At 63.9% G+C, this 21,856-nt stretch carries 17 protein-coding genes; 9 read left to right on the top strand and 8 right to left on the bottom strand.

Going from position 1 to position 21,856, the window contains the following annotated elements; translation table 11 throughout:
• Window positions 1–28 precede the first annotated feature (28 nt).
• Window positions 29–1,636 carry a benzoylformate decarboxylase gene (gene mdlC, locus AABA86_RS15545; RefSeq protein ID WP_338307428.1) on the top strand — a complete coding sequence of 536 codons (1,608 nt, stop codon included), beginning with the start codon at window positions 29–31 and terminating at the stop codon, window positions 1,634–1,636.
• Here the strand turns inward: mdlC and AABA86_RS15540 are convergent.
• The 3 genes from AABA86_RS15540 to AABA86_RS15530 form a co-directional block, all read right to left on the bottom strand.
• The gene (locus AABA86_RS15540; protein ID WP_338307427.1) at window positions 1,633–3,168 is read right to left on the bottom strand and encodes a glucosamine inositolphosphorylceramide transferase family protein; all 1,536 of its coding nucleotides are present in this window, start codon (window positions 3,166–3,168) and stop codon (window positions 1,633–1,635) included. The two genes, mdlC and AABA86_RS15540, sit on opposite strands and share 4 nt — an antisense overlap.
• Before the next feature lie 28 nt (window positions 3,169–3,196).
• Window positions 3,197–4,372 (bottom strand): glycosyltransferase family 4 protein, encoded by a 1,176-nt coding sequence (locus tag AABA86_RS15535; RefSeq protein ID WP_338307426.1) that lies wholly within the window; start codon window positions 4,370–4,372, stop codon window positions 3,197–3,199.
• Window positions 4,373–4,610: 238 nt separating this feature from the next.
• Window positions 4,611–5,957 (bottom strand): lipopolysaccharide biosynthesis protein, encoded by a 1,347-nt coding sequence (locus AABA86_RS15530; RefSeq protein ID WP_212248623.1) that lies wholly within the window; start codon window positions 5,955–5,957, stop codon window positions 4,611–4,613.
• A gap of 467 nt (window positions 5,958–6,424) precedes the next feature.
• Here AABA86_RS15530 and AABA86_RS15525 point away from each other — a divergent pair, with 467 nt between their 5' ends.
• On the top strand, window positions 6,425–7,648 hold the full coding sequence (locus AABA86_RS15525; protein WP_338307425.1) for an FAD-dependent oxidoreductase: 1,224 nt from the start codon (window positions 6,425–6,427) through the stop codon (window positions 7,646–7,648).
• 26 nt (window positions 7,649–7,674) lie between these two features.
• On the opposite strand, the gene AABA86_RS15520 is transcribed toward AABA86_RS15525, so the two are convergent.
• On the bottom strand, window positions 7,675–8,811 hold the full coding sequence (locus AABA86_RS15520; protein WP_338307424.1) for a GNAT family N-acetyltransferase: 1,137 nt from the start codon (window positions 8,809–8,811) through the stop codon (window positions 7,675–7,677).
• Window positions 8,812–9,164: 353 nt separating this feature from the next.
• On the opposite strand from AABA86_RS15520, the gene AABA86_RS15515 reads away from it, so the two are divergent.
• The gene (locus AABA86_RS15515) at window positions 9,165–10,160 is read left to right on the top strand and encodes a Bug family tripartite tricarboxylate transporter substrate binding protein (RefSeq protein WP_338307725.1); all 996 of its coding nucleotides are present in this window, start codon (window positions 9,165–9,167) and stop codon (window positions 10,158–10,160) included.
• A gap of 328 nt (window positions 10,161–10,488) precedes the next feature.
• The gene (locus AABA86_RS15510) at window positions 10,489–10,944 is read left to right on the top strand and encodes a potassium channel family protein (RefSeq protein WP_212248625.1); all 456 of its coding nucleotides are present in this window, start codon (window positions 10,489–10,491) and stop codon (window positions 10,942–10,944) included.
• A gap of 58 nt (window positions 10,945–11,002) precedes the next feature.
• Here AABA86_RS15510 and AABA86_RS15505 read toward each other — a convergent pair whose 3' ends face one another.
• Entirely contained in the window at window positions 11,003–11,686 is a 684-nt protein-coding gene (locus tag AABA86_RS15505; protein WP_338307423.1) for a helix-turn-helix domain-containing protein, read from the bottom strand.
• 308 nt (window positions 11,687–11,994) lie between these two features.
• On the opposite strand from AABA86_RS15505, the gene AABA86_RS15500 reads away from it, so the two are divergent.
• Both AABA86_RS15500 and AABA86_RS15495 read left to right on the top strand, forming a co-directional pair.
• Window positions 11,995–12,618, top strand: coding sequence for a response regulator transcription factor (locus AABA86_RS15500; protein WP_338307422.1), 624 nt, complete (start codon window positions 11,995–11,997; stop codon window positions 12,616–12,618).
• Between the two features lie 195 nt (window positions 12,619–12,813).
• A complete protein-coding gene (locus tag AABA86_RS15495) occupies window positions 12,814–13,182 on the top strand; it encodes a response regulator transcription factor (protein ID WP_338307421.1) in 369 nt (122 codons plus the stop codon).
• Between the two features lie 15 nt (window positions 13,183–13,197).
• Here AABA86_RS15495 and AABA86_RS15490 read toward each other — a convergent pair whose 3' ends face one another.
• The 3 genes from AABA86_RS15490 to AABA86_RS15480 are packed head-to-tail and all read right to left on the bottom strand — an operon-like array spanning window position 13,198 to window position 16,395.
• Entirely contained in the window at window positions 13,198–13,782 is a 585-nt protein-coding gene (locus AABA86_RS15490; RefSeq protein ID WP_338307420.1) for an invasion associated locus B family protein, read from the bottom strand.
• 24 nt (window positions 13,783–13,806) lie between these two features.
• On the bottom strand, window positions 13,807–14,694 hold the full coding sequence (locus AABA86_RS15485; RefSeq protein WP_338307419.1) for an alpha/beta hydrolase family protein: 888 nt from the start codon (window positions 14,692–14,694) through the stop codon (window positions 13,807–13,809).
• Between the two features lie 12 nt (window positions 14,695–14,706).
• Entirely contained in the window at window positions 14,707–16,395 is a 1,689-nt protein-coding gene (locus AABA86_RS15480; RefSeq protein ID WP_338307418.1) for an aspartate:alanine exchanger family transporter, read from the bottom strand.
• Window positions 16,396–16,530: 135 nt separating this feature from the next.
• Between AABA86_RS15480 and AABA86_RS15475 the strand changes: the two genes are divergently transcribed.
• The 3 genes from AABA86_RS15475 (at window position 16,531) to AABA86_RS15465 (ending at window position 21,848) form a co-directional block, all read left to right on the top strand.
• Window positions 16,531–17,211 (top strand): YoaK family protein, encoded by a 681-nt coding sequence (locus AABA86_RS15475; RefSeq protein WP_212248689.1) that lies wholly within the window; start codon window positions 16,531–16,533, stop codon window positions 17,209–17,211.
• Window positions 17,208–18,911, top strand: a complete 1,704-nt coding sequence (locus AABA86_RS15470) for a SulP family inorganic anion transporter (RefSeq protein WP_338307417.1) — start codon at window positions 17,208–17,210, stop codon at window positions 18,909–18,911. The genes AABA86_RS15475 and AABA86_RS15470 overlap by 4 nt, the downstream gene beginning before the upstream one ends.
• Before the next feature lie 183 nt (window positions 18,912–19,094).
• Window positions 19,095–21,848 carry a decarboxylase gene (locus AABA86_RS15465; protein WP_338307416.1) on the top strand — a complete coding sequence of 918 codons (2,754 nt, stop codon included), beginning with the start codon at window positions 19,095–19,097 and terminating at the stop codon, window positions 21,846–21,848.
• Window positions 21,849–21,856: the final 8 nt, after the last annotated feature.

The raw sequence follows: 21,856 nt of genomic DNA, 5'->3' as shown, positions 1-21,856 counted from the left end.
GCAGCGAAGCACCTAGGGGAAACTCCAAATGAATTCCAAAGTCCTGACGGTTCGGGAGGCGACCCTCGGTGTGCTTCGCTCGTTCGGCGTCGATCGCGTCTTCGGTAATCCGGGCTCGACGGAGCTCGCGTTTCTCGGCGACTGGCCCGATGACATCGATTACGTGCTCGGCTTGCAGGAAGGCTGCGTCGTCGGCATGGCCGATGGCTATGCGCAGGCGACGGGGCGTCCGTCCTTCGTCAATCTGCATTCGGCGGCCGGGCTCGGTCACGCGCTCGGCAATCTCTTCACGGCGTTTCGCAACAAGACGCCGATGGTCGTGACATCGGGGCAGCAGGCGCGCAGCCTGCTGCGGATGCGGCCCTATCTCTTTGCCGAGGATGCCGCGCAGTTTCCAAAGCCCTATGTGAAGTGGAGCGCGGAACCCGCGCGACCCGAGGACGTCCCGGCGGCGATTGCGCAGGCCTTCCTCGTCGCCATGCAGCATCCGCGCGGCCCGACCTTCGTGTCCGTGCCATCGGATGATTGGGCACGGCCCGCCGTCGCGCCGCCGATCCGCCACATCGCGACGGAATTTGCCCCCGACCCGGCAGCGATCGTTCGGCTCGGTGTGGCCATCGCCGCAGCCAAGAAGCCTGCCTTCGTCGTCGGGCCTGACATCGATCGCAGCTTCTGTGTCGAGGCGATGGTTGCGGTCGCCGAACAGGCGAGGGCGGCGGTGTGGGCAAGCCCGATGTCGAGCCGTTCGAGCTTTCCGGAATTGCATCCGCAATTCGCCGGCTTCCTTCCGGCAGCACCGGGAGGGCTCGCTCGTGCCTTGCGCGGGGCCGATCTGATCGTCGTGATCGGAGCGCCCGTGTTCACCTTCCATGTCGAGGGACAATGCGAATTGCTCGACGACCGAACGCCGATCTGGCAGATCACCGACGATCCGACGGAGGCCGCGTCCGCGGCCGTCGGCGACACCATCATCAGCACGCTCCCGAAGGCGCTCGTTGCGCTTCAGGCGGCATTGCCCGAAACTGCGGAGCGTCAGGCGCCGGCCGCGCGGGCGCTTCCTGCCGCGCCTGCCGCGCAAAATCCAATTCCTCCGGCCTATGCGCTGGGCCGGTTGTCGGCGCTGATGCCGCCCGATGCGATCGTGGTCGAGGAGGCGCCGTCGCATCGTCCCGCCATTCAACAATTCATGCCGCGGCCGGGCGCCGACAGTTTCTACACGATGGCCAGCGGTGGGCTCGGCTACAGCCTGCCGGCCTCCGTCGGCGTGGCGCTGGCGCGGCCCGGCCGCCGCATCGTCGCCCTGATCGGCGATGGCTCGGCGATGTATTGCGTTCAGGCGATCTGGACCGCAGCGCAGCGCGGCTTGCCGATCACCTTCGTGATCATGAACAATTCGGGCTATGGCGCGATGCGTGCCTTCAGCCAGCTGATGCAGGCGCATCGCCCGCCTGGAATCGATCTGCCCGGGCTCGATTTCGTTGCGCTTGCCAAGGGGATGGGCTGCGTGGGGCAGCGCATCACAGATGCCGGCGATGTCGACCGCATCTTGAGCGAAGCGTTGACTTCACGTGGTCCCGCGTTGGTCGAGATCGCAGTCGATGACGCCACGACGGATTTGTTCAGCCATCCGCGTTAGCAGGCGGTATGAGGGCTGGTTCGCGCCGATAAGGCCGCCGATGGAAATCTGCCCGCGAAGGCGCGGGTCTTGGGTTGGACACGCGATCCGTCGATCACCTCGAGCCGGCCGCAGCGGTTCAGGGTGTGGAGCTTCCTGCCGGGCCATGTCGGTCCGGGCTTCAGAGAATGGCGCACGATCTGCTTGAAGGCGGTCGGCGACAGTTCGATCACTTCCGCCAGCGCGAGCGCAGCGCCGTATCCGTCGGTGCAGTTCTGAACCGGTCGCCACAATTTGTCATTGATCGTGACGAAATTCCCCGCCGGCCGCGTGCTCGCGCGGTCGATCAGGACCGGATTGCTGGCATGGGGCAACCAGGGGCCCAGGAGGTGCTCGGCGTAATAGATCGCCAGCGAATCCGAATAGCCGCCGGTTCCGTCGCGCCAGGCGCCGAACAGATAGTTCAGGCCGTTGTACCGCGTGATCGTCACGTCGGCGAGTTCAAGGCCTGAGAGGAGCGTCGCATGCCGCTCCCATTTGTCCGGGAACCGAACGCATTTGTAGAGGGCGACGTCCCCGTTGAGCGAGCTCTCCGGGATCATCCACAACGCGCCGCCGTCTTCGATCAGGAACGGGTAGGAGAGGTGCCAGGGCTCTTCCAGCACGGGCACGACCTGTCCTACCGGGCCCGTGTCGTTGAATTCGATCGCCGATATGATGCCTTTTCCAACGCGGTGATCGAGGTCTTCGAAGAAGACGAATGTTCGTCCCTGCCAGGTCATGGGAAAGGGATCGGCGTAGAAGTGGTTTCCAGGATCTGCCAGAACGTTCCAGCTTGGACCTGATAGATCTCCGGTCTGCCAGACGCCCGCGCCGTCATTGAAGCGCCACCCGACATGCCAGTGAGGGGCATAGCAGCACAGGCGATAGATCTCCTTGGCGATCGACACGGCAAGGCCGCGCGCGACATAGCCAACGGGGCCACGACGCGGGCCATCCGCTGTCGGACGCGCCAGTTGCGGCACAAGCCGCGGTCGTCCCGATAGGATCGCCGCCACCATGGTCAGGGTTCGCGCCATGACGGTTTCGAGTGCGCCGCTCAGGCCGGCGGCAATTTCTCCGGATGGATGGCCGCGATCGAGGACCGAACCGTCGACCTCGTTGACGATGTCGATCACCGGCAGGTCGCCAGCCAGAATGGCGGCGAGCGCGGCGTTCTCGCCTGCAACGCCATTGAACAGCGGACGGAGATACAGCCGGGCGGAGCCGTTCGGATCGCGCGCGCCGCCGGTGAAGTCGACGATCACGTCGGCTGTCTCGGTGCGAGCCCGCGTCGGTTCCGGTATGACGTTCAGCCTGTGGACGCCGCTGTGTTTGCCCTTGTGCAGCACCATGCGTTCGAGCTCGAACAGGGCGTCGAGACCTGCGGGCCGCGGCTCGGCCGTCGCCGTCCACGCGATTTGAACCGGAACATCCCGGCCGTCGATCAACAGCGTCTCGCGGCCCATCCACCGCCGCGCGTATTCACGTTCACAGCGAAACTCGATGATCATGTCGAGCCCATCTATTCCAATCGTCCGGTCAGATGACCTGGCCGAGAATTCGAACGTATTCCTCCACCATGGCATCTACCGAATAGCGCAACCGCAAGCCTTTGGCGTTTTGTCGCAGTTCGTCGCTTAGATGTTGGTCCGTCAGCAGCCTGGAGACGGCCGCGGAGAGCTTCGCGTGATCGGAAGCGTCGACGAAGAGTGCAGTCGGTCTTCCTTCGTAGGACAACACTTCGCGCAGGACGGGAAGATCGGTGACGACGGAGGGAACACCGGCGTTCGCAGCCTCGACCGCGGCCAGACCGAAGGTCTCGGCCTGTGTCGGGAATACGAACACGTCCAGGCAGGCGAGAAACTCCGCCATCCGGCTGGGCTGGATTTCCCCGAGCAAATGCAGCCTGTCCGACACCTTCAATTCACTCGCCAGCAGCTTCAGCCGGGCCTCGTCGGCTCCCTGGCCGGCAAGCGCAAGGTGCCAGGACGGTTGATCCGGTAACAGACGTATCGCCAGGTCGAGACGCTTGTGCGGATGCAGCCTCGCTGCGCAGCCGAGTAGTATGCGATCCGGCGGCAGGTTGAACTTCTGTCGCGCGGCCTCCTTCGACAGGGTGAGGGCCTTGTCGTCGAAGCCGTGCGGGACATGCACCATGCGCGACCGGTAGGCCGCGGGGTAGCGCGAATACTCGCGCTGCATGTCCTGCGAATTGAGCGTGATCCGGTCGAAGAAGCCAAGGCTACCCATGAAGATGTCAGCCGTGCGGACCGGCCAGCTCATCGCCAGCGCGGATGAAACCTGATTTGCGATGACGGGTGCGCGGCTGACGAGGCGCGTCACGCCGCCGCCGATGACGTTGCCGAAATGCTGGAAGGTCAGGACGGCGTCCGGCTTGATGGTGCTGATATGACGGCCGAGTGTCCACAGCATCCGCAGCAGCGCCACCGGATTGCCCGGCCGGCTGGGCGCGCAGTAGAGCGTATCGGGCGGCTCGTCGAAGGAATCCGATTTGCGGAAGAAGAACAGATTGGTGACGCGGTAGCCGCGCGCGGTCAGCCCGGCGCCAAGCAGCCTGGAGATCTCCTGCGCACCGGCGTTCTCGGCCTGGGTTTGCGCGAGAAGCACGTGCAGCTTTCGTCCGCTGCCGTTCGGCCGCGCGAGTGCCGTCGCAGCCGTCTCGCCCAATTCCCTGTTCGGCTTATAGTGGAGCACGGATCCCGACCCGCTAAAGAAACCAAATCTTCACCTTCTTAACTCCGTACCTATCATGCGGGCATCGCGTGGACACCGACTAGCAACAAACGGAGTTAATGCCAGGCCTGGCCGCCGACATTGTTCGCGCAGCCATTTCACCGGTTTCCGGATGCTGCGCAGCGAGCGCGTTAACCAATCGATCTTGCGCGCCGCGAGCGCGTGATCGCAGACCGCCGGGGGAGGGCGTGATTGACGCTTAGTCGCTGGTGTCGGCGCCGCGCACTGCATAATTGCCGCGTTTCAAGGCGGAGAAGCGCAACAGCACGAGGATCGAAGGATCCACCCCTGTTCGCCGGCGGCAGAGGACGTTCAGGGCAATGGTCGCAAGCGCCAGCGACACGGTGGCCGAAATCGCCGCGCCAAGCACGCCGAGCCAGGGAATGAGGATGAGAAATCCCACGAGCCGCAGCGCGACATTGGCGGCAACGACGGGAACATAGATTCGTTCATGGCCGGTCAGCTGCAGGATTGCAGCAGACGGGCCGCCCGCGGCCTGGATGGCCGTCCCGATGGCGAGCACGGTCAAGACCGAGTGCTGTGCGGTGAAATGAGGTCCGAACAAATTGAGGAGATAGGGGCCGCCGATCCAGATCGTGGCGAGCCCGGCGACCACGCATAGCGCGGTCACCTCCGCCATCAGCTGCAAGGTTCGCTCGAACTCCTGGTGGTTCTTGCTGAAATACAGCGAGGGAAGCCGGCGCGCTCCGAACGTGTACAGCGCCGCAGACAGCATGGCGAAGATGTTGGCGAGGCGCGATGCGGCAAAGTAGATTCCGGCGGTCACCGGATCCAGCATCCAATACACCAGAATGACGTCGAAATACTGGTTTGCGGCTTCGAGGATGGATGCGAGCCAGAAGTGAAGAGCGCTCGAGCGCCAGCGGGACGTTTCAGAGCGCGCCGCCGTATCGCGCAAATCCGGCAGCACGCGCGCGATCGAGATGATTTGCGCAACCAGGCCGACCGACATGGCAATGGTCATCACCGCGATCAACTCGGCGGGATCGAGTTGCCGATGAGCGAGCAGCATGGCGAGCAGGAACAGGACGACGATGACTCGCCAGAAGAACTCGCGATTTCCTTCGCCTGTGAGAATGCTGACCAGCGAGCGTGCGATCTGGCTGCCAAGCATCACTCCGGCATTCACGGCCGTGTAGGCCGATACCGCAAGTATGAGCAGCCACCCATCGCCTCTCATGTCCGCCGCGATGGCGATCCCGGCGATCACGATCAGCATTGCGACCGAGGTAATCTTGAAGCTCGAGAGGAGGACACCTTTGGTGAGGTCCGGCCTGTCGCCGACCTGGTACTCGTTCAGGAACCGCACCAGCAGCGATTCCTGGCCCACCAGTCCCACGACGGCAGCGATCTGGGCAACCGAAAGCCAGGTCGCAAAGATACCGAAGCCGTCCGGCGACATCGTTCGTGCCGCCAGCGAAAACAACGCAAACGCGAGTGCGCCGCTACCAACCTTCAGCAGGATGGTCCCGACGACACCGCGCGTGACGTCGCGCCGCATGAGCTGGAGGATGGATTTGATCATGGAAGTTTAAGGAGCTGCTCTCTCCTGAAGAGACATGTTCCGATACCGGTGACAATCTAGCATGCCGAAAAACCGCGAGTGTTAATGCGGGGCATCCAGGATCTCGCCTGCGGCGTCGATGTCTCGGTCATGCCGGTTGCTTCACTGTGGAACATCACCGTCCCCGTTGTCCCAAATAGACCAGGGCCGAGCTCAGGCCGACTGACGGCATAGCGCCGCATCGACGGCCGAGAAAGGCGAGATCAGCCGCTTGAATGCGAAATGGCTCGCCGGGATCGACCGCAGAACGGCCAGAAGCCGGAATTTACGGAGAATCCCGAGCAAGAGGCGTGCCGGCCTTCGTCTGGGCGGCCGGCTCCCCGCTTCATTAACCTCGATACCGAGAATTGATCGCGTTTGGTCCTGCGATGCGACATCAGGCCGGAGAATTGCACGTGCGGCTTTGGTTGACCGTGGGAGCCTGGATCATGACGGCGGATAGAACTGTGACCGAGCCGATCGACACAGCTGGCACTTCGACGATTGTCGCGGACATCGCGATCGTCGGCGGCGGCCTTGCAGGATCGCTTGCGGCGGCCGTGCTGGCGCGGGCAGGGCATCGCATCGTCCTGATCGACAAGCGGGCGGTCTATCCGGACGAGTTCCGGGTCGAAAAGATCGGCGGCCATCAGTTGGCGATGCTCCGCAAGCTGGGCTTCCTCGATGCGCTCGAGAATGTCGCTTGTCGATATGACCAGGTGCTCAATATCCGGGAAGGCAAGGTGGTCGATGTCAGCGTCGGCCGGGCCTACGGGTTTCCCTATGCCGATCTCGTCGCCATGGCACGCAGCCGGATACCCGATCCATCCGATCTGATCGTCGACGAGGTCACCGCGATCAGTTGCAGCGACGACGTCCAGCATATCGAGCTGGCCTCCGGACGGTGCGTGACTGCGCGCCTCGTCGTTCTGGCCACGGGCATGGCGGGAGCTCTCGGCTACAGACTCGGCATCATGCGGCGCGTGCTGGCCGAGCGCCATTCGGTTTCGTTCGGCTTCACGATCGCCCGCCGAGACGGTAGCCCGTTCGATTTCGAGGCGCTGACCTGCTATGGCGAGCGCACGGCGGACGGCATCGACTATCTCAGCCTGTTTCCGGTACGCGCCGGCATGCGGGCCAATCTCTTCATGTTCCGCGACCCGACCGATCCGATCATGCGCGAGCTGCGTCGTGAACCGGAAGCGACCGTTCTGCGTCTACTGCCGGGATTGCGGCCCTATCTCGGCGATTTCCGCGTCACCGACCGGGTCCAGAACTGGGTGATGGACCTGACCGTCGTCGAGGGACATCTCCAGCCCGGCGTCGTGCTCATTGGCGATGCCTTCCAGACCAATTGTCCCGCCGCCGGCACCGGCGTCGCCCGCCTGCTGGTCGACGTCGATCGTCTTTGCACCGAATATGCGCCGCGCTGGCTCACGACCGCCGGCATGGACCAGGAGAAGATTGCGCAGTTCTATTCCGATAGCGACAAGATCGCGGCGGATCAGCAGTCTCTGAAGATGGCGCGCTTCCGCCAGGCCCTGACGTCCCGCAATGATATCGGCTGGGATGTTCGGCGCCGGTTGCACTTCCTGCGGCGCAGCCTGGCCCACCGCGTTGATCAGATGCATCCCGGCTGGCTCGGGCGTGTTCGCGGGGCGTTGCGCGCCTGAGTTCCGCGGCCTTCGCCTGTCGTCTTTCAACGCGTGGGCGTTGGCGTGCGGGCGGGCAGGAGGCGCAAATCCGACAGCCGCTTGGCGGCAAGCTTCAGCCACGGCGCCTGCTTCAGCGCGAACAGGGCGATGGCGCCTGCGGTGCTGCCGGCTTTCGTGACCGCCCACATCGGCGAGGGCTGCCCGCCGAACAATTTCTTGTATGGCTCGTCACCAATGGTGAAATCGAGCATCTGGTCTCCGCGTTCGATACAATCGCGCGCCACCTGCTCGAACATCAGCGCGCCGAGCGACTGGCTCTTGTATCCGGCAATGTCGAAGGCGCTCATGATGATGAGGAAGCTGCCCTGATGGCAGAGGCCGAGCACGGCGGCGATCACCTCGCCGTCCATCTTCATGGCATAGAGGCGCACAAAGCTGCCGAGACCACGTAGGGCCACGTCGGAATAGAAGCCGAAATATTCGGGACGCTGGAGCAGATCTCCGTCGCCTTGCGCCTGAAAGCGCGGACCGCGAAACTTCCTCATCACGTCCAGCGCCTCGAGCACGGAGGCGCTGTCGTTGCAGCATGAGAAGCTCAGCGCGCCCTTCTTCTGGAGTTGGCGATATTTCTTTGCGAGCTCCTTCTGATAGGAGCGATCGATCGCACCGGTCCGCCATTGCTCGAACGGCGCGACGAGCACCGTCGCGTAGGCGTTGGTGTCCATCGATACGCGGCGCGATGCGGCCAGCAGGTTCTCGATCGGAAGCCGCCCGTCGGGCAGCTTGGTGATCCGGAGCAGATCGAAAGGGCGAACGAGGCGCCGAATCTCCGCGCAAGCGTCCGCGTCATCGAGCAGTTGCGAGAACACTTTCGGGCTGCAAACCGGCGCCAGATAGTCGGAGACGCGGAGGTCGGCGAACTCGACGGTTCGGATCGGACCGCGCCGGATCCGAAGCAAGGGCAGCACCATCGCAAGGGCGCCTGTTGCGCGGTGGCGGACCACGACGACCAGAGGTGTTGCACCCGCATCCGAAGCGAGCCTGGTGTAGAGGCTGTGCAGCCAGATCGGATGCTGGAACGCCGTGGCAGCCGAGCGATCAAACAGCTCGGCATATTCCGGAGACAGAAAGTCGAACGCCTGCTCGATGACGATGTCGAACGTGTTGCTAAGCTTGTTCATGCGCAATCAAGGAAACCGGATAAGTCGCGAAGTCGATCGAGCCGTGGCTCCGCTTTATAGCAGGGTCGTTACGGGCTAGACACCGGCGGTGTGCGATTTGCATTAACGCGCTCAACCACGTTCGTATCGTTACCAAATTCTTAATCCCGGAGCCGCTTGGACCTGGAGCCTGGAGATCGACCCGTGCTGGCGAGCTGCTGCCTGCGGCGGATCATCGACCTCGGCTGCAAGGATTGCGCCGCAGCCCGCGCGCCACCCATCGCCCGAACAGTGCAGGCAGCGATCTGCCTGGGCGCATTTCCAAGACCCTTCATTCGTGTAAGATGACTGGGACGGTCCTGAATACGCAGAAGATGTCCCTCCTTTCACGCCGAGAACTGCTCGATACGGCGACGCGTATCATGGCGCTGGCCGCATGGCCCGGCTGTGCGGCCGCTGACGACTATCCCTCCCGCCCCATCAGGCTGGTCATTCCCTATACGGCTGGTGCCGCCGGTGATCAGATCGGCCGTCCCTGGGCCGAGAGGATCACCTCGCTGCTGGGGCCGATCTATGTCGAGAATATCGGCGGCGCGGGCGGTGCGATCGGCTCCGCCGCGGTGGCGCAGAGCGCACCCGACGGCTATTCGCTTCTGCTCGGCAATGGCAGCACCCAGGTGATGATTCCGTTGTCCTCTGCGCAGCCTGCCTACGACACGGTTCGCGATTTCCGCGCCGTCTATCGCCTGATCACCAGCACGCTGGCATTCGCGGTTCATCCTTCCTTGCCTGTGAAGGACCTACGAGAGCTGGCAGCTTTTGCGAAGGCCAATCCGGGCAGGCTGTCCTATGGCACTCCGGGGGTCGGCACCGGCAATCATCTCATCGGAGAGATGTTCAGGCAGCAATCCGGTGTTGCAGCGGACCTTGTCCACGTTCCTTATCGAGGCATGGGTCCCGCCACCAACGACCTCGTCAGTGGCCAGATCTCGTCGGTCATTGCCGTGGTCTCGAGCCAGATCCTGCAATTGCACCATGCGGGCAAGCTGCGGCTGATCGCCGTGACGAGCGATCGGCGGCTGAGCGGCGCGCCAGACATTCCGACGGTGATCGAATCCGGCATGCCGGGCCTCAGATATGCCGGCTGGTTCGGCTTGTTCGCCCCACGAGCAACCCCGGATGTGATCGTGGAGCGGATCGCTGCTGCGACCCGTACGGCGATGGCCGATCCATGGTTGCAGGAAAACTATCGCTCGCAAGGTCTGGAGCCGGACGTCGATTCAGGCCCCGACAAGTTTCAGCGCCTGGTCGAGGACGAACTGGCCCGCCTTGCTCCCATCGTCAAGTCGATCGGGCTCAAGCGCGACTGAGATCAGGCCAGGGCGCCTCGCAGCCAAAGGGTCGTAGCGCTCGGCCTCCGGGAATTTCCGCCGATTTAAGCAACGCGTCCGTCCTGTCGCAACTCTCGCCGGCCGGATCGGCACTGGCGATCTCCCGGCCGTAGGAGCAGCATTGACTTAAGTCAACCGCTGCCATGGCCGATTGGCGCGAGTGTGGCATGCTCGCCAACGTCAATTTCCGGGCCTTCGCCGTGGCAGGCGAGGGGAACCCGCGGCGGCACGTCGACGGGCGGACGTTTGGCATCGTTTGGCGGGGACGTAAGACGTCCTGGGGTGAATTGAGGGCGGGTGGGTTACCATGATGCTACAGTTCCTCGCCGGCACGCTGGTCAGCGTGATCAATATCGGGCTTCATGCGCTCGTGACGGTCGTCGCCGTCGGGATCGCGCGCAGCGCGGGTTTGCGTCACTCCGAGCGACCGAAATTGCACCTGATGGGCGTCATGATCGCAACCGCCGTGGTGCTGAAGGTCGCGCATATGCTGGAAGTCCTGATGTGGGCCGCGGCCTACGGCATCGTCCAGGCTGCTGCTGCGGGCAGTGACCTGCTCTACTTTGCTTTCGTCAACTATACCACGCTCGGTTACGGCGACATCACGCCGGTACGCGAATGGCGGCTGATCGGCCCGTTCACGGCCATGAACGGCGTGCTGCTGTTCGGCTGGTCCGCCGCCATTCTTTTCGAGGTGTTGCGCAAGACGCTCGAGCATCTTGGGCTGACTGAAGCGCCTGGCCCAGTTTCACGCCAGCCATGAATGTCGCGGCGAGCGGCGCTCCGGATCGTCCGTCAAGCGCGACCGACGTCTCGCCAGTTCAAGGGTGCAGATCGAGGCTGGCGAGCCGGTTCCGATCGAGCAAGACGATCTGTCGTTGGGTGTTGCCGATGAAGCCGAGGATGGCGAGCTCGTGCAGGCGCGACAGAGCGCGCGACACGGTCTCCAGCGTCAGGCCGAGATAGTCGGCAATATCGCGTCGCGACATCGGGAGCGCGATGACGCCCGCCGCCGTTAGCCGCTTGTCCATTTCGAGCAGGAACGCCGCGACCCGCTCCAGTGAGGTCTTGCGGCCGAGCAATAGCATGTGGTCTTCCGCGTGCTGGAGATTGTTCGCGGTCATGCTGAGCAGGTTTTTGGCCACCATCGCATCGCTCTCGGCCACCGTTTCAAGGCTTTGTCGCTTGATCAGGCGAACCGTGGTGTCGACGACCGCTTCCGTCGTGAATCGATGCTCCCCGCCGTTCTCGAGCCCGAAGATGTCGCCGATGAGATGGAATGCGCCGATCTGCCGGCGACCATCCGACAACAGCTTGTAGCTTCGCACCGCACCAGCCTTGACCTGATAGACATATTCGGCGGGCTCCTTCTCGCCGTAAATCTCGGTCCCTTTTCTGTACGAAAATTCGCTTAAAGTGACGATCGCATTTGAATCGCTGGTCATGCCGAGGTCACGGAGGGAATTGGGACGCAGTGCGGAATCGGTTGTGATGCGAACAAACATGGGCCAAGTCCTCAGCTCATCGCCGAATTTGGTCCGTTCGGCGAAGTATTTTCGCTGCTCGGAATGCGCCGCGCTGTCCCGCTCCCGCCGAAGCTGATTTACGACCAAGGCGGTATTTCAATCCATTGTCCCTAGGTTCATTGTACCAAGGGACAGCTCTGGCGCTTGGTGCGCGGAATGAGAAAGCGCTGTCGCTGCGAGGATTTGGTTCATTGGAGCAGATATTTCGGTTCTGAAGCTGTTGAAGACGACTTTGTCGAGCGAGAGGACGTCAATGGTGCTCGCTGGAACTGGCCGAGAGGTTGAAGGTGCCGGGTCTCGTTCACGTGGTTGATGACGACGAATCCTTTCGGACCGCGATCACACGGCGTCTGAAGCTCGCGGGCTATGAGGTCGCGACCTATGCGTCGGCACTGCAGTTGTTGGAGGCCGCGCTGGATCACGAACAGGCAGCGTGCATTCTGCTCGACGTGCGAATACCGGGATTGAGTGGCCCCGATTTGCAGGCTCGATTGATCGCGTCCGGCTCGGCGCTGCCGATCATCTTCCTGACGGGGCATGCAGACACGCCGACCACCGTGCGGGCGATCAAGGCGGGAGCCGAAGACTTCCTGACCAAGCCGATATCCTCCGAGCACTTGATCGATGCGATTGAGCGCGCTCTGGCGGGTCAGAGGACGGCCCGCGTTCAGCGCAGCAAGCTGGAGACGTTTCGGACTCATCTGGCCACGCTGACGCAACGCGAGCGTCAGGTGTTCAATCTCGTCGTGCGCGGCCGGATCAACAAGCAGATTGCGCATGAACTCGGGACGACCGAGCGCACCGTGAAAGCCCACCGCCATCAGGTGATGGAGAAGATGCAGGTTCATTCGCTTGCGGAACTCGTTTCGATCGCGGAGCGGCTTGGAATGCTCGGTACGAACGAACATTAGCTGCTTTGTCATCGCAAGCCCGGTTCCCACGGTGTGACTGCCCCAAAGGACAGTATCAAGGCGTGTTGACAGTGCTCCGCGAGCCGTGCGCAATGATGCACAGGCGCCGGGTCGGCAACGCAGAGCAAGCCCATGTAGTATTCCGCCGCCGTCACAGCGCTCGCAGCTCGTTCACCTCCCGAAAGGCAGATCGCCTTGCCGCTATGCCGGTCCGTTTTTGTCGTCGATGACGATGCGTCCATGCGGACCAGCCTGACCAGGTTGCTGCGCGGGCACGGTTTCGACGCCACGCTGTTCGAGTCCGCGGGGGCGTTGCTCGAACACGACAAATTCCACACCGCGATCTGCATCGTCCTCGACATCGGTCTTGGTGGAAAATCCGGCATCGACGTGCGGCGAAGCTTGACCGAGCAGGGCGTCACCGCGCCGGTGATCTACATCACCGGCAACGACAGCCCGGCGAACCGCGCTGCGGCGCTTGGGTCCGGCTGCCTCGCCTATCTGACCAAGCCCTCCACGGCGGAGTCACTGATCGGATCCATTGAACGCGCCGGCATCTCCTGAGATCAACTCGCCCCGTCATTCGTCGATATCCTGCTCCAGCGTCCTGGCTGGCGCCCCTTTGCGTACGGTGGCGAACTGCGCCAGCGGAATCGAAGTCGTCATGGCAAGGAGGTTCGAATCGACGAGCTCGAGCGTCAGGGTCCTGCCGGATTCCATCTCCCTGATGATCTTCGGCGCCGCCACATCGGCAGCGATGCACAGATTGGTGAGGCACCAGGTGTAGGGCAGGCGGAAGGGCGCGCCCTGGTCGACGCTCAACCTGGGTGACTGTTGCAGGTACATGCCGACAGGCACGAACAGTTGCAGCCGGGCCGCGGCGGCGTCTTCGCGTTCGATCAGATCGACGCGCACCGCGGTCTGTCCGGTCGCGAACTGGCCGGTGATCGAGGTCCGGCACAGCGTGGGCGCGCCGCCGGCCTTGAAGCAGAGCTTCTGCCAACCGCCGTAGCTGATGTCCTTTGCTTCACGCTGACCACGTGTGGCGATTTCGGCCGGCCTCTCGGCCTGGGCGCCCTTCGGTGCGGCATGGCCGGGCGCCGCCGTGGCGCCGGCAATGGCGATAAGCAAGAGACTGGCAAGGCCGTCACGGGCGTTGGGCATGATTTCCACCTACGGATCTGGCATCTATTTCAGCGCGTCGAGGAACGTCGTTACCAGTGGCGACCAGAGCGGGATGGCATCCCTCGAGCCGATGAAGAAATGGCCCTCATTGCCGAACGGCGGCATCAGGTGATACTCGGCCCGGCCGCCGGCGGCGGTGAAGGCCGTATGCATGCGCTTCGACAGGTCGGGGCCGAAGAAAGTGTCGTTCTCGATGTAGATCCAGAGCATCGGCACACGCGATGTGCGGCCGAAATCCGCGGTGGCCTCAACCAGTCTGTCGGGGGCGCAGTTGTTGTTCGGCTTGCCGCCGACGCGTCCACCACGACCCGCAGCGAAGGTGATGATGGCCTTCACCTGCGGCGGGTTCATGCTCGACAAGGCGATCGAGGCCCAGCCACCGGCGGACTGCCCGATCACGATCACGCCCTTCGGGATGATGCGCTTTTCGGCGGCCAGGTAGTCGATGATATCGAGGTCGACCTTGGCGACCGCGAGCCCGGCGTCGTGAAAATTGGGATTGCTGCACTTGCCGATCTTGGAGAAGAACGGTCCGTAGACCGCGCGCTCGGGAATGTCGATGGCGGCTGCGCCATAGCCGGAGCCGACCGGCGCCACCACGAGGTAGCCGCGCCTTGCGAACCATTGAGCGGCGTCGCGGAATTCGACCAGCGGAAAGAAGCTGCGGTCGGTCGGGTTGAGCGAGACGCCGTGATTCATGATCACGAGCGGGAAGGGGCCGTCGCCGACGGGACGCACCAGATAGGCGAACATCGGAAGCGGCAGTGGCAGCGCCCAGATCTCTTCCTGGATGCGGACGTCATCCTCCGCGCGCGCGGCCGCGGCCAACGCGGCCCACGCGAACAATATGGCCGCGAGACATCCCAGCAACGATCTGGCCGGTCGCCGCATCGCCGGTCTCCGTCATCCGCCGTAGGTTGCCGCTACGATGATCGGCCCGAGGACCGTGAGCACCACGTTTCCGACCGCATATGGCACGGCGACGCCGAGGACCGGCGTCTGGCTCTCGGCCACCTCGCACGCGCCGGTCACCGCGGCATCGACGGTCATTGCGCCGGCCAGTGCCCCGCAGGTCACGACCGGGTTCATGCGCAGCACGTGGAAGGCAAACAGCGTCGCGACGATCAGCGGCACGAGCGTGATGACAAGACCCATGCCGACCAGAAGCAGTCCGTGCGCCTGGATCGCGGCCCAGGCCGCGGCGCCGTTGCCGAGCCCGATCGCCGCGATGAAGCCGCCGAGTCCGAGATCGCTCAGGGTCTGTTGCGCCGCCGGCGGCAATGCGCCCATGGTCGGCCTGCGTGACCGCAGCCAGCCGCAGACGAGGCCCGCGATCAGCGCGCCGCCGCCACCGCCGAGCGTGAGCGCGACGCCGCCGATCCTGAAGCTGACGAGCCCGGCGAGCAGGCCGGCAGCGATGCCGGCGGCAAGAAAGGCAATGTCGGCGCGATCACCCGACCGCAGGATCTGGCCGATGGCCTTTGCCGCACGTTCGATATTGCGCGTGCTGCCGACCAACGTCATGACGTCGCCGACATAGATCCGTGTATCCGCGCTCAAGGGAACCTCGCGGCCCATGCGGGTGAGGGCGCGTAGAAAAATGCCCCGGGCGTCGGTGCCGACGCGCGTTGCGATCTCCTGGATCGAGCGGCCATGGAGATGGCGATTGTCCACGAGCACCTCCAGCACGTTGCCCGGGACGGCCTTCAAGATTTCGTCGGCGTCGATCTCGATGCCGATGATCGGCTTGGCGGCGACGATGACCGCAGTGCGGCCGGCGATGACGATGTCGTCGCCGGCCTCGAGCATGGTCTCCAAATGTGGCTCGATGTCCGAGCCTTGGCGGACGATGCGCTCGACCACCGTGCGGCTTCCGATTTCCTCCTCGATCGACTTGACGGTGCGCCCGGCGCCCGCGGTCACGCGATAGGCGCGGGCCTGGAACCTGCGATACGAGAGGTTTTCGGTCTTCGGCGGATCGCCGCCGGCAAGCTCAGCCTCGAGCTTCTTCGCCTCGGCCTTCAGGTCGATCCGCATCAACTTCGGCGCGACGAAGGGGACGAACAGCAGCGTCAGGATATAGCCGAGCACGTAGGTCACGGCGTAGCCCGCCGCGATGTTCGCCTCCTGTTGGCTCAGCACATCCTTGGGCAAGCTGAGCTGGGCCAACGCGCCTGAGGCGGTCCCGATGACCGACGATTGCGTCAAAGCTCCGGCCGCAATCCCGGAAGCGGTGCCGGGATCGAGCCGGAAGCCGTGGGCAAACAAAAGGACGATGACGAGGCCCGTGCCGCCCAGCACCAGCGCCATGGCGACCTGCGCGAGCGTGCGGACGCTCAAGGAGGCGAAGAACTCGGGCCCGGACCGATAGCCGATCGTGAACACGAACAGACTGAACAGGATCACGCGGAGCAGCGGCGGGAACGCAAAATTGCCGAGCTGTCCGAGCAGCACGGAGACGATCAGGATGCAGGCCGTGGTCCCAACGGCGAAGCCGCGGATCCGGACTCGGCCCAGGATCGTGCCGATGGCGACGGCCAGCAGCAGAAAGATTTCGGGAGCGGTGGAGATGATCCACCTGACGGTATCCATGTCGCATTCCCCCGTCGCTTTGCCGTGATCTCAGTCGGGAAATCGCGGGCATTGCTTGATCCAGATCAAGCCCTGCGAGCGGCAAGGCACCGCCTATCGGATGATGCGGAATTCGCGACAGTCGGCATCGTCAACATGAGCGCGCTCGACCTCGCAGCCGGCGCGATCCGCCGCGACGAAACGGTGGAGATCGTTCTGCTGCTCGCGTTCGCGGGCGGCTATATCGACGCCTATACCTGGATCATCCACGGCGTGATGGCGAATGCCCAGACGGCCAACCTGATCTTCCTCTGGGTTTATGCGACGGCCGGCGACTGGACGAAGGCGCTTCACTTCGTGCCGCCGCTTCTCGCCTTTGCGGCCGGTATCGTGATTGCCGCATGGCTGCGCCGCGTAGCGGGCGAGCGGGCCAGCGCAATCAGCACCCTGCTCGAGATATTGCTGCTGATCGCGATCAGCATCCTGCACAACAGGCTGCCGGATCTGGCTGGAACGCTCGGCATCTCGTTCGTCGCCGCGATGCAGACCGCGATCTTCACCAGGGTCGAAGGCGTTGTTTGCAGCACGGTGATGATCACGGGCAACATGCGCCAGGCGATCGAGACGGTCTTCGAGGCCGCCGCAGGAGGCGCGCCGCTCGGCACGCTGCGCCGCTCGGGCATCTTCTTCGCCTTGTGTGCCGTGTTCGGCTTGGGCGCCGCGGTGGGCGCCTTCGCCACCAAGGCTATTCCGGACCTCGCGCTCGGCATTCCCGTGGTCGCGCTGTTGGCCGTCTTGCTGCGCTGCGAAGCCTCGCATCAGAGGGCCGTCCAATGAGTGCGCCGTCCGAACCTGGATGGATACGGTTCTTCCCGCCGGCCGGCTGGCTTGGCGCCTACCGGCGAGAGTGGCTTTCTTCCGACGCCGTCGCCGGCGTCACGCTGGCTGCTTATGCCATCCCGGTTTCGCTCGCCTATGCCGCGCTGGCCGGCCTGCCGCCTCAGATCGGCGTTTACGGCTATATGCTCGGCGGCCTCGGCTACGCGTTGTTGGGGGCGTCGCGACAACTTGCGATCGGACCGACCTCGGCAATCTCCCTGATGATTGCAGGCACTGTCGGTGCGCTGGCCGGAGGAGATGCGATGCGCTATGCGCAGATCGCAAGCCTTGCGGCCTTTGCAGTGGCGGTGCTGTGCTTCATCGCGTGGTTGTTCAAGCTGAGCGTGCTCGTCCGCCTCGTCAGCGACAGCATCCTGGTCGGCTTCAAGGCCGGTGCCGGGCTCACGATCATCGCGAGCCAGTTGCCGAGCCTGCTTGGTGTCGCCGGTGGCGGCCATAATTTCTTCGACCGGGTGATCAAGCTGTTCGGGCAGATCGGCGCTACTGACCCGCTCGTGCTCGCCGTCGGTGCTGTCGCGCTCTTGCTGCTCCTGTTTGGCGAGCGGCTATTCCCGGGGAAGCCGGTGGGGATCACAATCGTCGCGTTGGCGATCGCGACAGCGACGCTGCTCGGCCTTCCAGCCCTCGGTGTGCCCGTCACCGGGAAGATACCGCAGGGGTTGCCGGCGCTGGGTATACCGACTTTTGGCCTGCTGGAGTTCGACGATCTGTTCCCGCTCGCCGCAGGATGTATGCTGCTGGCTTATATCGAGGGCGTCTCCGCTGCCCGAAGTTTCGCCGCCAAGCACGGTTATTCCCTCGACGTCCGGCAGGAGTTTCTGGGACTGGGAGCCGCGAACCTCGCGGCCGCGCTCGGGCATGGTTACCCGGTTGCCGGCGGCCTGTCGCAATCGGCGGTCAATGACAGTGCTGGCGCGCGGACGCCCCTGGCTCTGGTGATCTGCTCCGTGACGCTCGGGCTGTGCCTTCTGTTCTTCACGGGGCTGCTCACCAATCTGCCCAAGGCGGTGCTCGCGGCCATCGTCTTTGCCGCCGTCTACAAGCTCGTCGATGTCCGTGCGCTCATGCGGATGTGGCGGGTCAGCCGGATCGATTTCTATGCAGCGGGGATTGCGCTGGTCTCCGTGCTGTTGCTCGGAATTCTCCAGGGCGTGCTGCTGGCGTCGATCGCGTCGATCCTTTTGCTGCTGGCCCGGGCCTCGCGGCCAAACGTCGCGTTCCTCGGCCGCTTGCCCGGCAGCGGCCGCTATTCGGACAGTTCAAGGCACGCGGACGTCGAGCCGCTGATCGGCGCCATCGCGTTCCGGCCCGAAGCCTCGCTGCTCTATATCAACGCCGAGACGATCCTGGAGACCGTCCTGATCGCGCTTCGGCGCTCGCCCGAGATCCGGCTGGTGGTCTGCGATCTCTCGGCCTCGCCCTATATCGACCTCGCCGGCGCGGGCATGCTGCACGACCTCTACGACGAGCTCGCCGCGCGAAAGGTCATATTCTCCATCGTCGGGGCGCATGCGCAGCTCCGCGACCTCTTGCGCGCGGAAGGGCTGGCGGAGAGGACGGATAGCGGCCAGTGGCTGCGATCGCTCGACAGCGTTCTCGGCGACGAGCAGGCCGTGACGGCGCAGCGGACGGCCTGAGCGGGCGTGTTGCAATGCAAATGACCGCTGCGGCCGACGGTCTCGCCAGAATGCGTCCGACCGTTGACTTGGATCAATGGAGTCACCGGCGCCGAACTCACGATCACGCTCATCTTCGCCCCAACTGGCATCAAATGACCATCGAGTGACCATCAAGGCACCGCCGAGGATCGGGAGAAACACATGTCCAGGGACATCAAGCCGGCGCAGAAGCGCATCGATCAGTTCTTTTCCGGTCCCGGCGCGCGGGCGGATGACTGGCGCGACCTCGTGGAGGCCGCGAAGGTGTGGGCTCGCGTCGGCAATCGCGCGGTCTACGATGCAGCACTGGCCGATCTTGCGGTGACGGAGGAGTTTTACGGCTATCCCGGCCTGCACCTGATGGCGGCTCTGCGGGAAGCGGCCTCCGCAGGCGATGGGGCAGCGTCGCTGGCCCTTGCGACGCGGATTACCCAGGCCCTCGCGACGCGATCCTTCCGCCAACACGCTGGCGACTGGAATGCAAAGGACGACGGCAACGGCGATGCGCCCGAGTTGGTGCCGCCGACGTTCGGTGCGCACACGGCGCGCCGGCCCTATTTCGAAACATTGATCGTCACCGGTGTGTCGCAAGGAAACTGGCCGGCGCTCGCCGCCGAATGGCGCAAGTTGCGGCGCCCCGTGGATGGCTTCATCTATGAGCCCGTCATCGTCGGCAGCCTGGAAGACGCATTCTGCGCGACGATGCTCAATCCCAATATTGCGGCCGTTATCATCAACGAAGGCTTCGGGCTGCGCTCGCGCCACAATGCACCGGTGCTGCGCTCGATCACGGCTTCGGCGGGCCTCAACGACGAGTCCGACGCCTCTGCGCTCCGGCTTGCCCAGATCATCAAGCGCGTCCGTCCCGAGCTCGATCTCTACATGATCTCGAACCGCGACGTCGAGGAGTTGGCTGGAAACCCTGAAGCCAACGTCGTTCGCCGCATCTTCTACTCCGTCGAGGAGCTGCTCGAGCTGCATCTGTCCATCCTCGAAGGCATTCAGGATCGCTACGACACCCCGTTCTTCGACAATCTGAAGAAATATGCGCAGCGTCCGATCGGCACGTTCCATGCGTTGCCGATCGCCCGCGGCAAGTCGATCTTCAAGTCCGACTGGATCCGCGACATGGGCGAATTCTACGGGCCGAACCTGTTCCTGGCCGAGAGCAGCGCCACCACCGGCGGCCTCGACAGCATGCTGGAGCCGACCGGCAACATCAAGAAGGCGCAGGAGAAAGCGGCGAGGGCGCTCGGCGCTGACCGCGTCTTCTTCGTCACCAACGGCACCTCGACATCCAACAAGATGGCGGTGCAGGCGCTGCTTGCGCCAGGCGACATCGCGATCGTCGATCGCAACTGCCACAAGTCGCACCACTATGGGATGGTTCTGGCCGGTGCGCAGCCGCTTTATGTCGAAGCCTTCCCGATGACGGCATACTCGATGTACGGCGCGGTGCCGCTGAAGACGATCAAGCAGGCGCTGCTCGGCGCCAGGGCCGACGGCCGGCTCGACCGCGTCAAGATGATCGACCTCACCAACTGCACCTTCGACGGCCACATCTACAACACCCGCCGGGTGATGGAGGAATGTCTCGCTATCAAGCCGGACCTGATCTTCCTCTGGGACGAGGCCTGGTTCGGCTTCGCGCGCTTCTCGCCGTTCCTGCGCCGGCGCACCGCGATGGGGGCGGCAAACGAGATCGAGGCGTGGATGCACGACCCGAAGTCGGTCGTGACCTATGAGAAGCAGCAGGCCGAGCTCGGCAAGAACCCGTCGGACGAGATGCTGCTCAAGACCCGGCTCATTCCCGATCCCAGGCAGATCCGCCTGCGCGTCTACCAGACCAATTCGACCCACAAGTCGATGTCGGCGATCCGGCAGGGCTCCATGCTCTCGGTCAAGGACGTCGAATTCCACACGGTCGAACAGCAGTTCAAGGAGGCCGTGTTCACCCACGCTTCCACCAGCCCGAACCAGCAACTCATCGCCAGCCTCGATATATCGCGGCGGCAGATGGAGCTGGAGGGGTATGGCCTCGTCGCCAATGCCATGGAGATTGCGTTCGCCATCCGCAACGCGGTCAACAACAATCCGCTTATCTCACGATATTTCCGCATCCTCGGCGCCGACGTGATGGTGCCGGCGCAGTATCGCCAGAGCGGCTTCACCGATTATCTCGCGACCGGCGTGAACTGGGCAAGCACGCTCAAGAGCCTGGACGAGGACGAGTTCTGCCTCGACCCGACCCGCATGACGCTGGTGTGCGGCACGGCTGGCTTTGACGGCACTCAGTTCAAGGGTATCCTCGCCAATGAGTACAACATCCAGGTCAACAAGACCTCTCGCAACTCGGTCCTGGTCCAGTCCAACATCAACAACACCCGCAGCGACGTCGCGCATCTCATCCGCGTCCTCGCCGAGATCGCGGGCGAGGTCGATCGCGGGCTGGCGCAGGGCGGCGCCAATGCGAGGAAGACCTTCGAGGCCCGGGTCAAGAGCCTGATGACCGACGTGCCTGATCTGCCCAACTTCTCGCATTTCCACCCGAGCTTCCGCGGCGATGCCGGCAGCAAGACCAATGAAGGCGACATTCGCAGCGGCTTCTATGCAGCCTACGACGTCGCAGGTTGCGAACACATCCGTCTCAACGATCCCGAGATCGACCGACGCCTGAAGGCGGGCCCCGAGCTCGTCTCCGCCAATTTCGTGATCCCGTATCCGCCGGGCTTTCCGATCATGGTGCCGGGCCAGGTCATCACGCAGGAGACCATCGACTTCATGCGCAAGCTCGATGTGAAGGAGATCCATGGCTACGACGCCAAGGAAGGGCTGAAGCTCGTGCGCTCCGAAGCCTTGGCGAAGATCGGCAGGCCCAGGCCCGCCGCGACGCCGAAGTTGAAAGCGGCATCTTAGAGGGGACT

This window comes from Bradyrhizobium sp. TM233, from assembly GCF_036247965.1.
GTDB lineage: Bacteria > Pseudomonadota > Alphaproteobacteria > Rhizobiales > Xanthobacteraceae > Bradyrhizobium > Bradyrhizobium ottawaense.
This window is presented reverse-complemented; position numbering and strand designations above follow the sequence as displayed.

Excerpts from the sequence above, each read along its gene's own strand:
- mdlC (WP_338307428.1), top strand. The coding sequence starts at position 29 with ATGAATTCCAAAGTCCTGACGGTTCGGGAGGCGACCCTCGGTGTGCTT.
- AABA86_RS15540 (WP_338307427.1), bottom strand. The coding sequence starts at position 3,168 with ATGATCATCGAGTTTCGCTGTGAACGTGAATACGCGCGGCGGTGGATG.
- AABA86_RS15530 (WP_212248623.1), bottom strand. The coding sequence starts at position 5,957 with ATGATCAAATCCATCCTCCAGCTCATGCGGCGCGACGTCACGCGCGGT.
- AABA86_RS15525 (WP_338307425.1), top strand. The coding sequence starts at position 6,425 with ATGACGGCGGATAGAACTGTGACCGAGCCGATCGACACAGCTGGCACT.
- AABA86_RS15520 (WP_338307424.1), bottom strand. The coding sequence starts at position 8,811 with ATGAACAAGCTTAGCAACACGTTCGACATCGTCATCGAGCAGGCGTTC.
- AABA86_RS15515 (WP_338307725.1), top strand. The coding sequence starts at position 9,165 with ATGTCCCTCCTTTCACGCCGAGAACTGCTCGATACGGCGACGCGTATC.
- AABA86_RS15510 (WP_212248625.1), top strand. The coding sequence starts at position 10,489 with ATGATGCTACAGTTCCTCGCCGGCACGCTGGTCAGCGTGATCAATATC.
- AABA86_RS15505 (WP_338307423.1), bottom strand. The coding sequence starts at position 11,686 with ATGTTTGTTCGCATCACAACCGATTCCGCACTGCGTCCCAATTCCCTC.
- AABA86_RS15490 (WP_338307420.1), bottom strand. The coding sequence starts at position 13,782 with ATGCCCAACGCCCGTGACGGCCTTGCCAGTCTCTTGCTTATCGCCATT.
- AABA86_RS15485 (WP_338307419.1), bottom strand. The coding sequence starts at position 14,694 with ATGCGGCGACCGGCCAGATCGTTGCTGGGATGTCTCGCGGCCATATTG.
- AABA86_RS15480 (WP_338307418.1), bottom strand. The coding sequence starts at position 16,395 with ATGGATACCGTCAGGTGGATCATCTCCACCGCTCCCGAAATCTTTCTG.
- AABA86_RS15475 (WP_212248689.1), top strand. The coding sequence starts at position 16,531 with ATGAGCGCGCTCGACCTCGCAGCCGGCGCGATCCGCCGCGACGAAACG.
- AABA86_RS15470 (WP_338307417.1), top strand. The coding sequence starts at position 17,208 with ATGAGTGCGCCGTCCGAACCTGGATGGATACGGTTCTTCCCGCCGGCC.
- AABA86_RS15465 (WP_338307416.1), top strand. The coding sequence starts at position 19,095 with ATGTCCAGGGACATCAAGCCGGCGCAGAAGCGCATCGATCAGTTCTTT.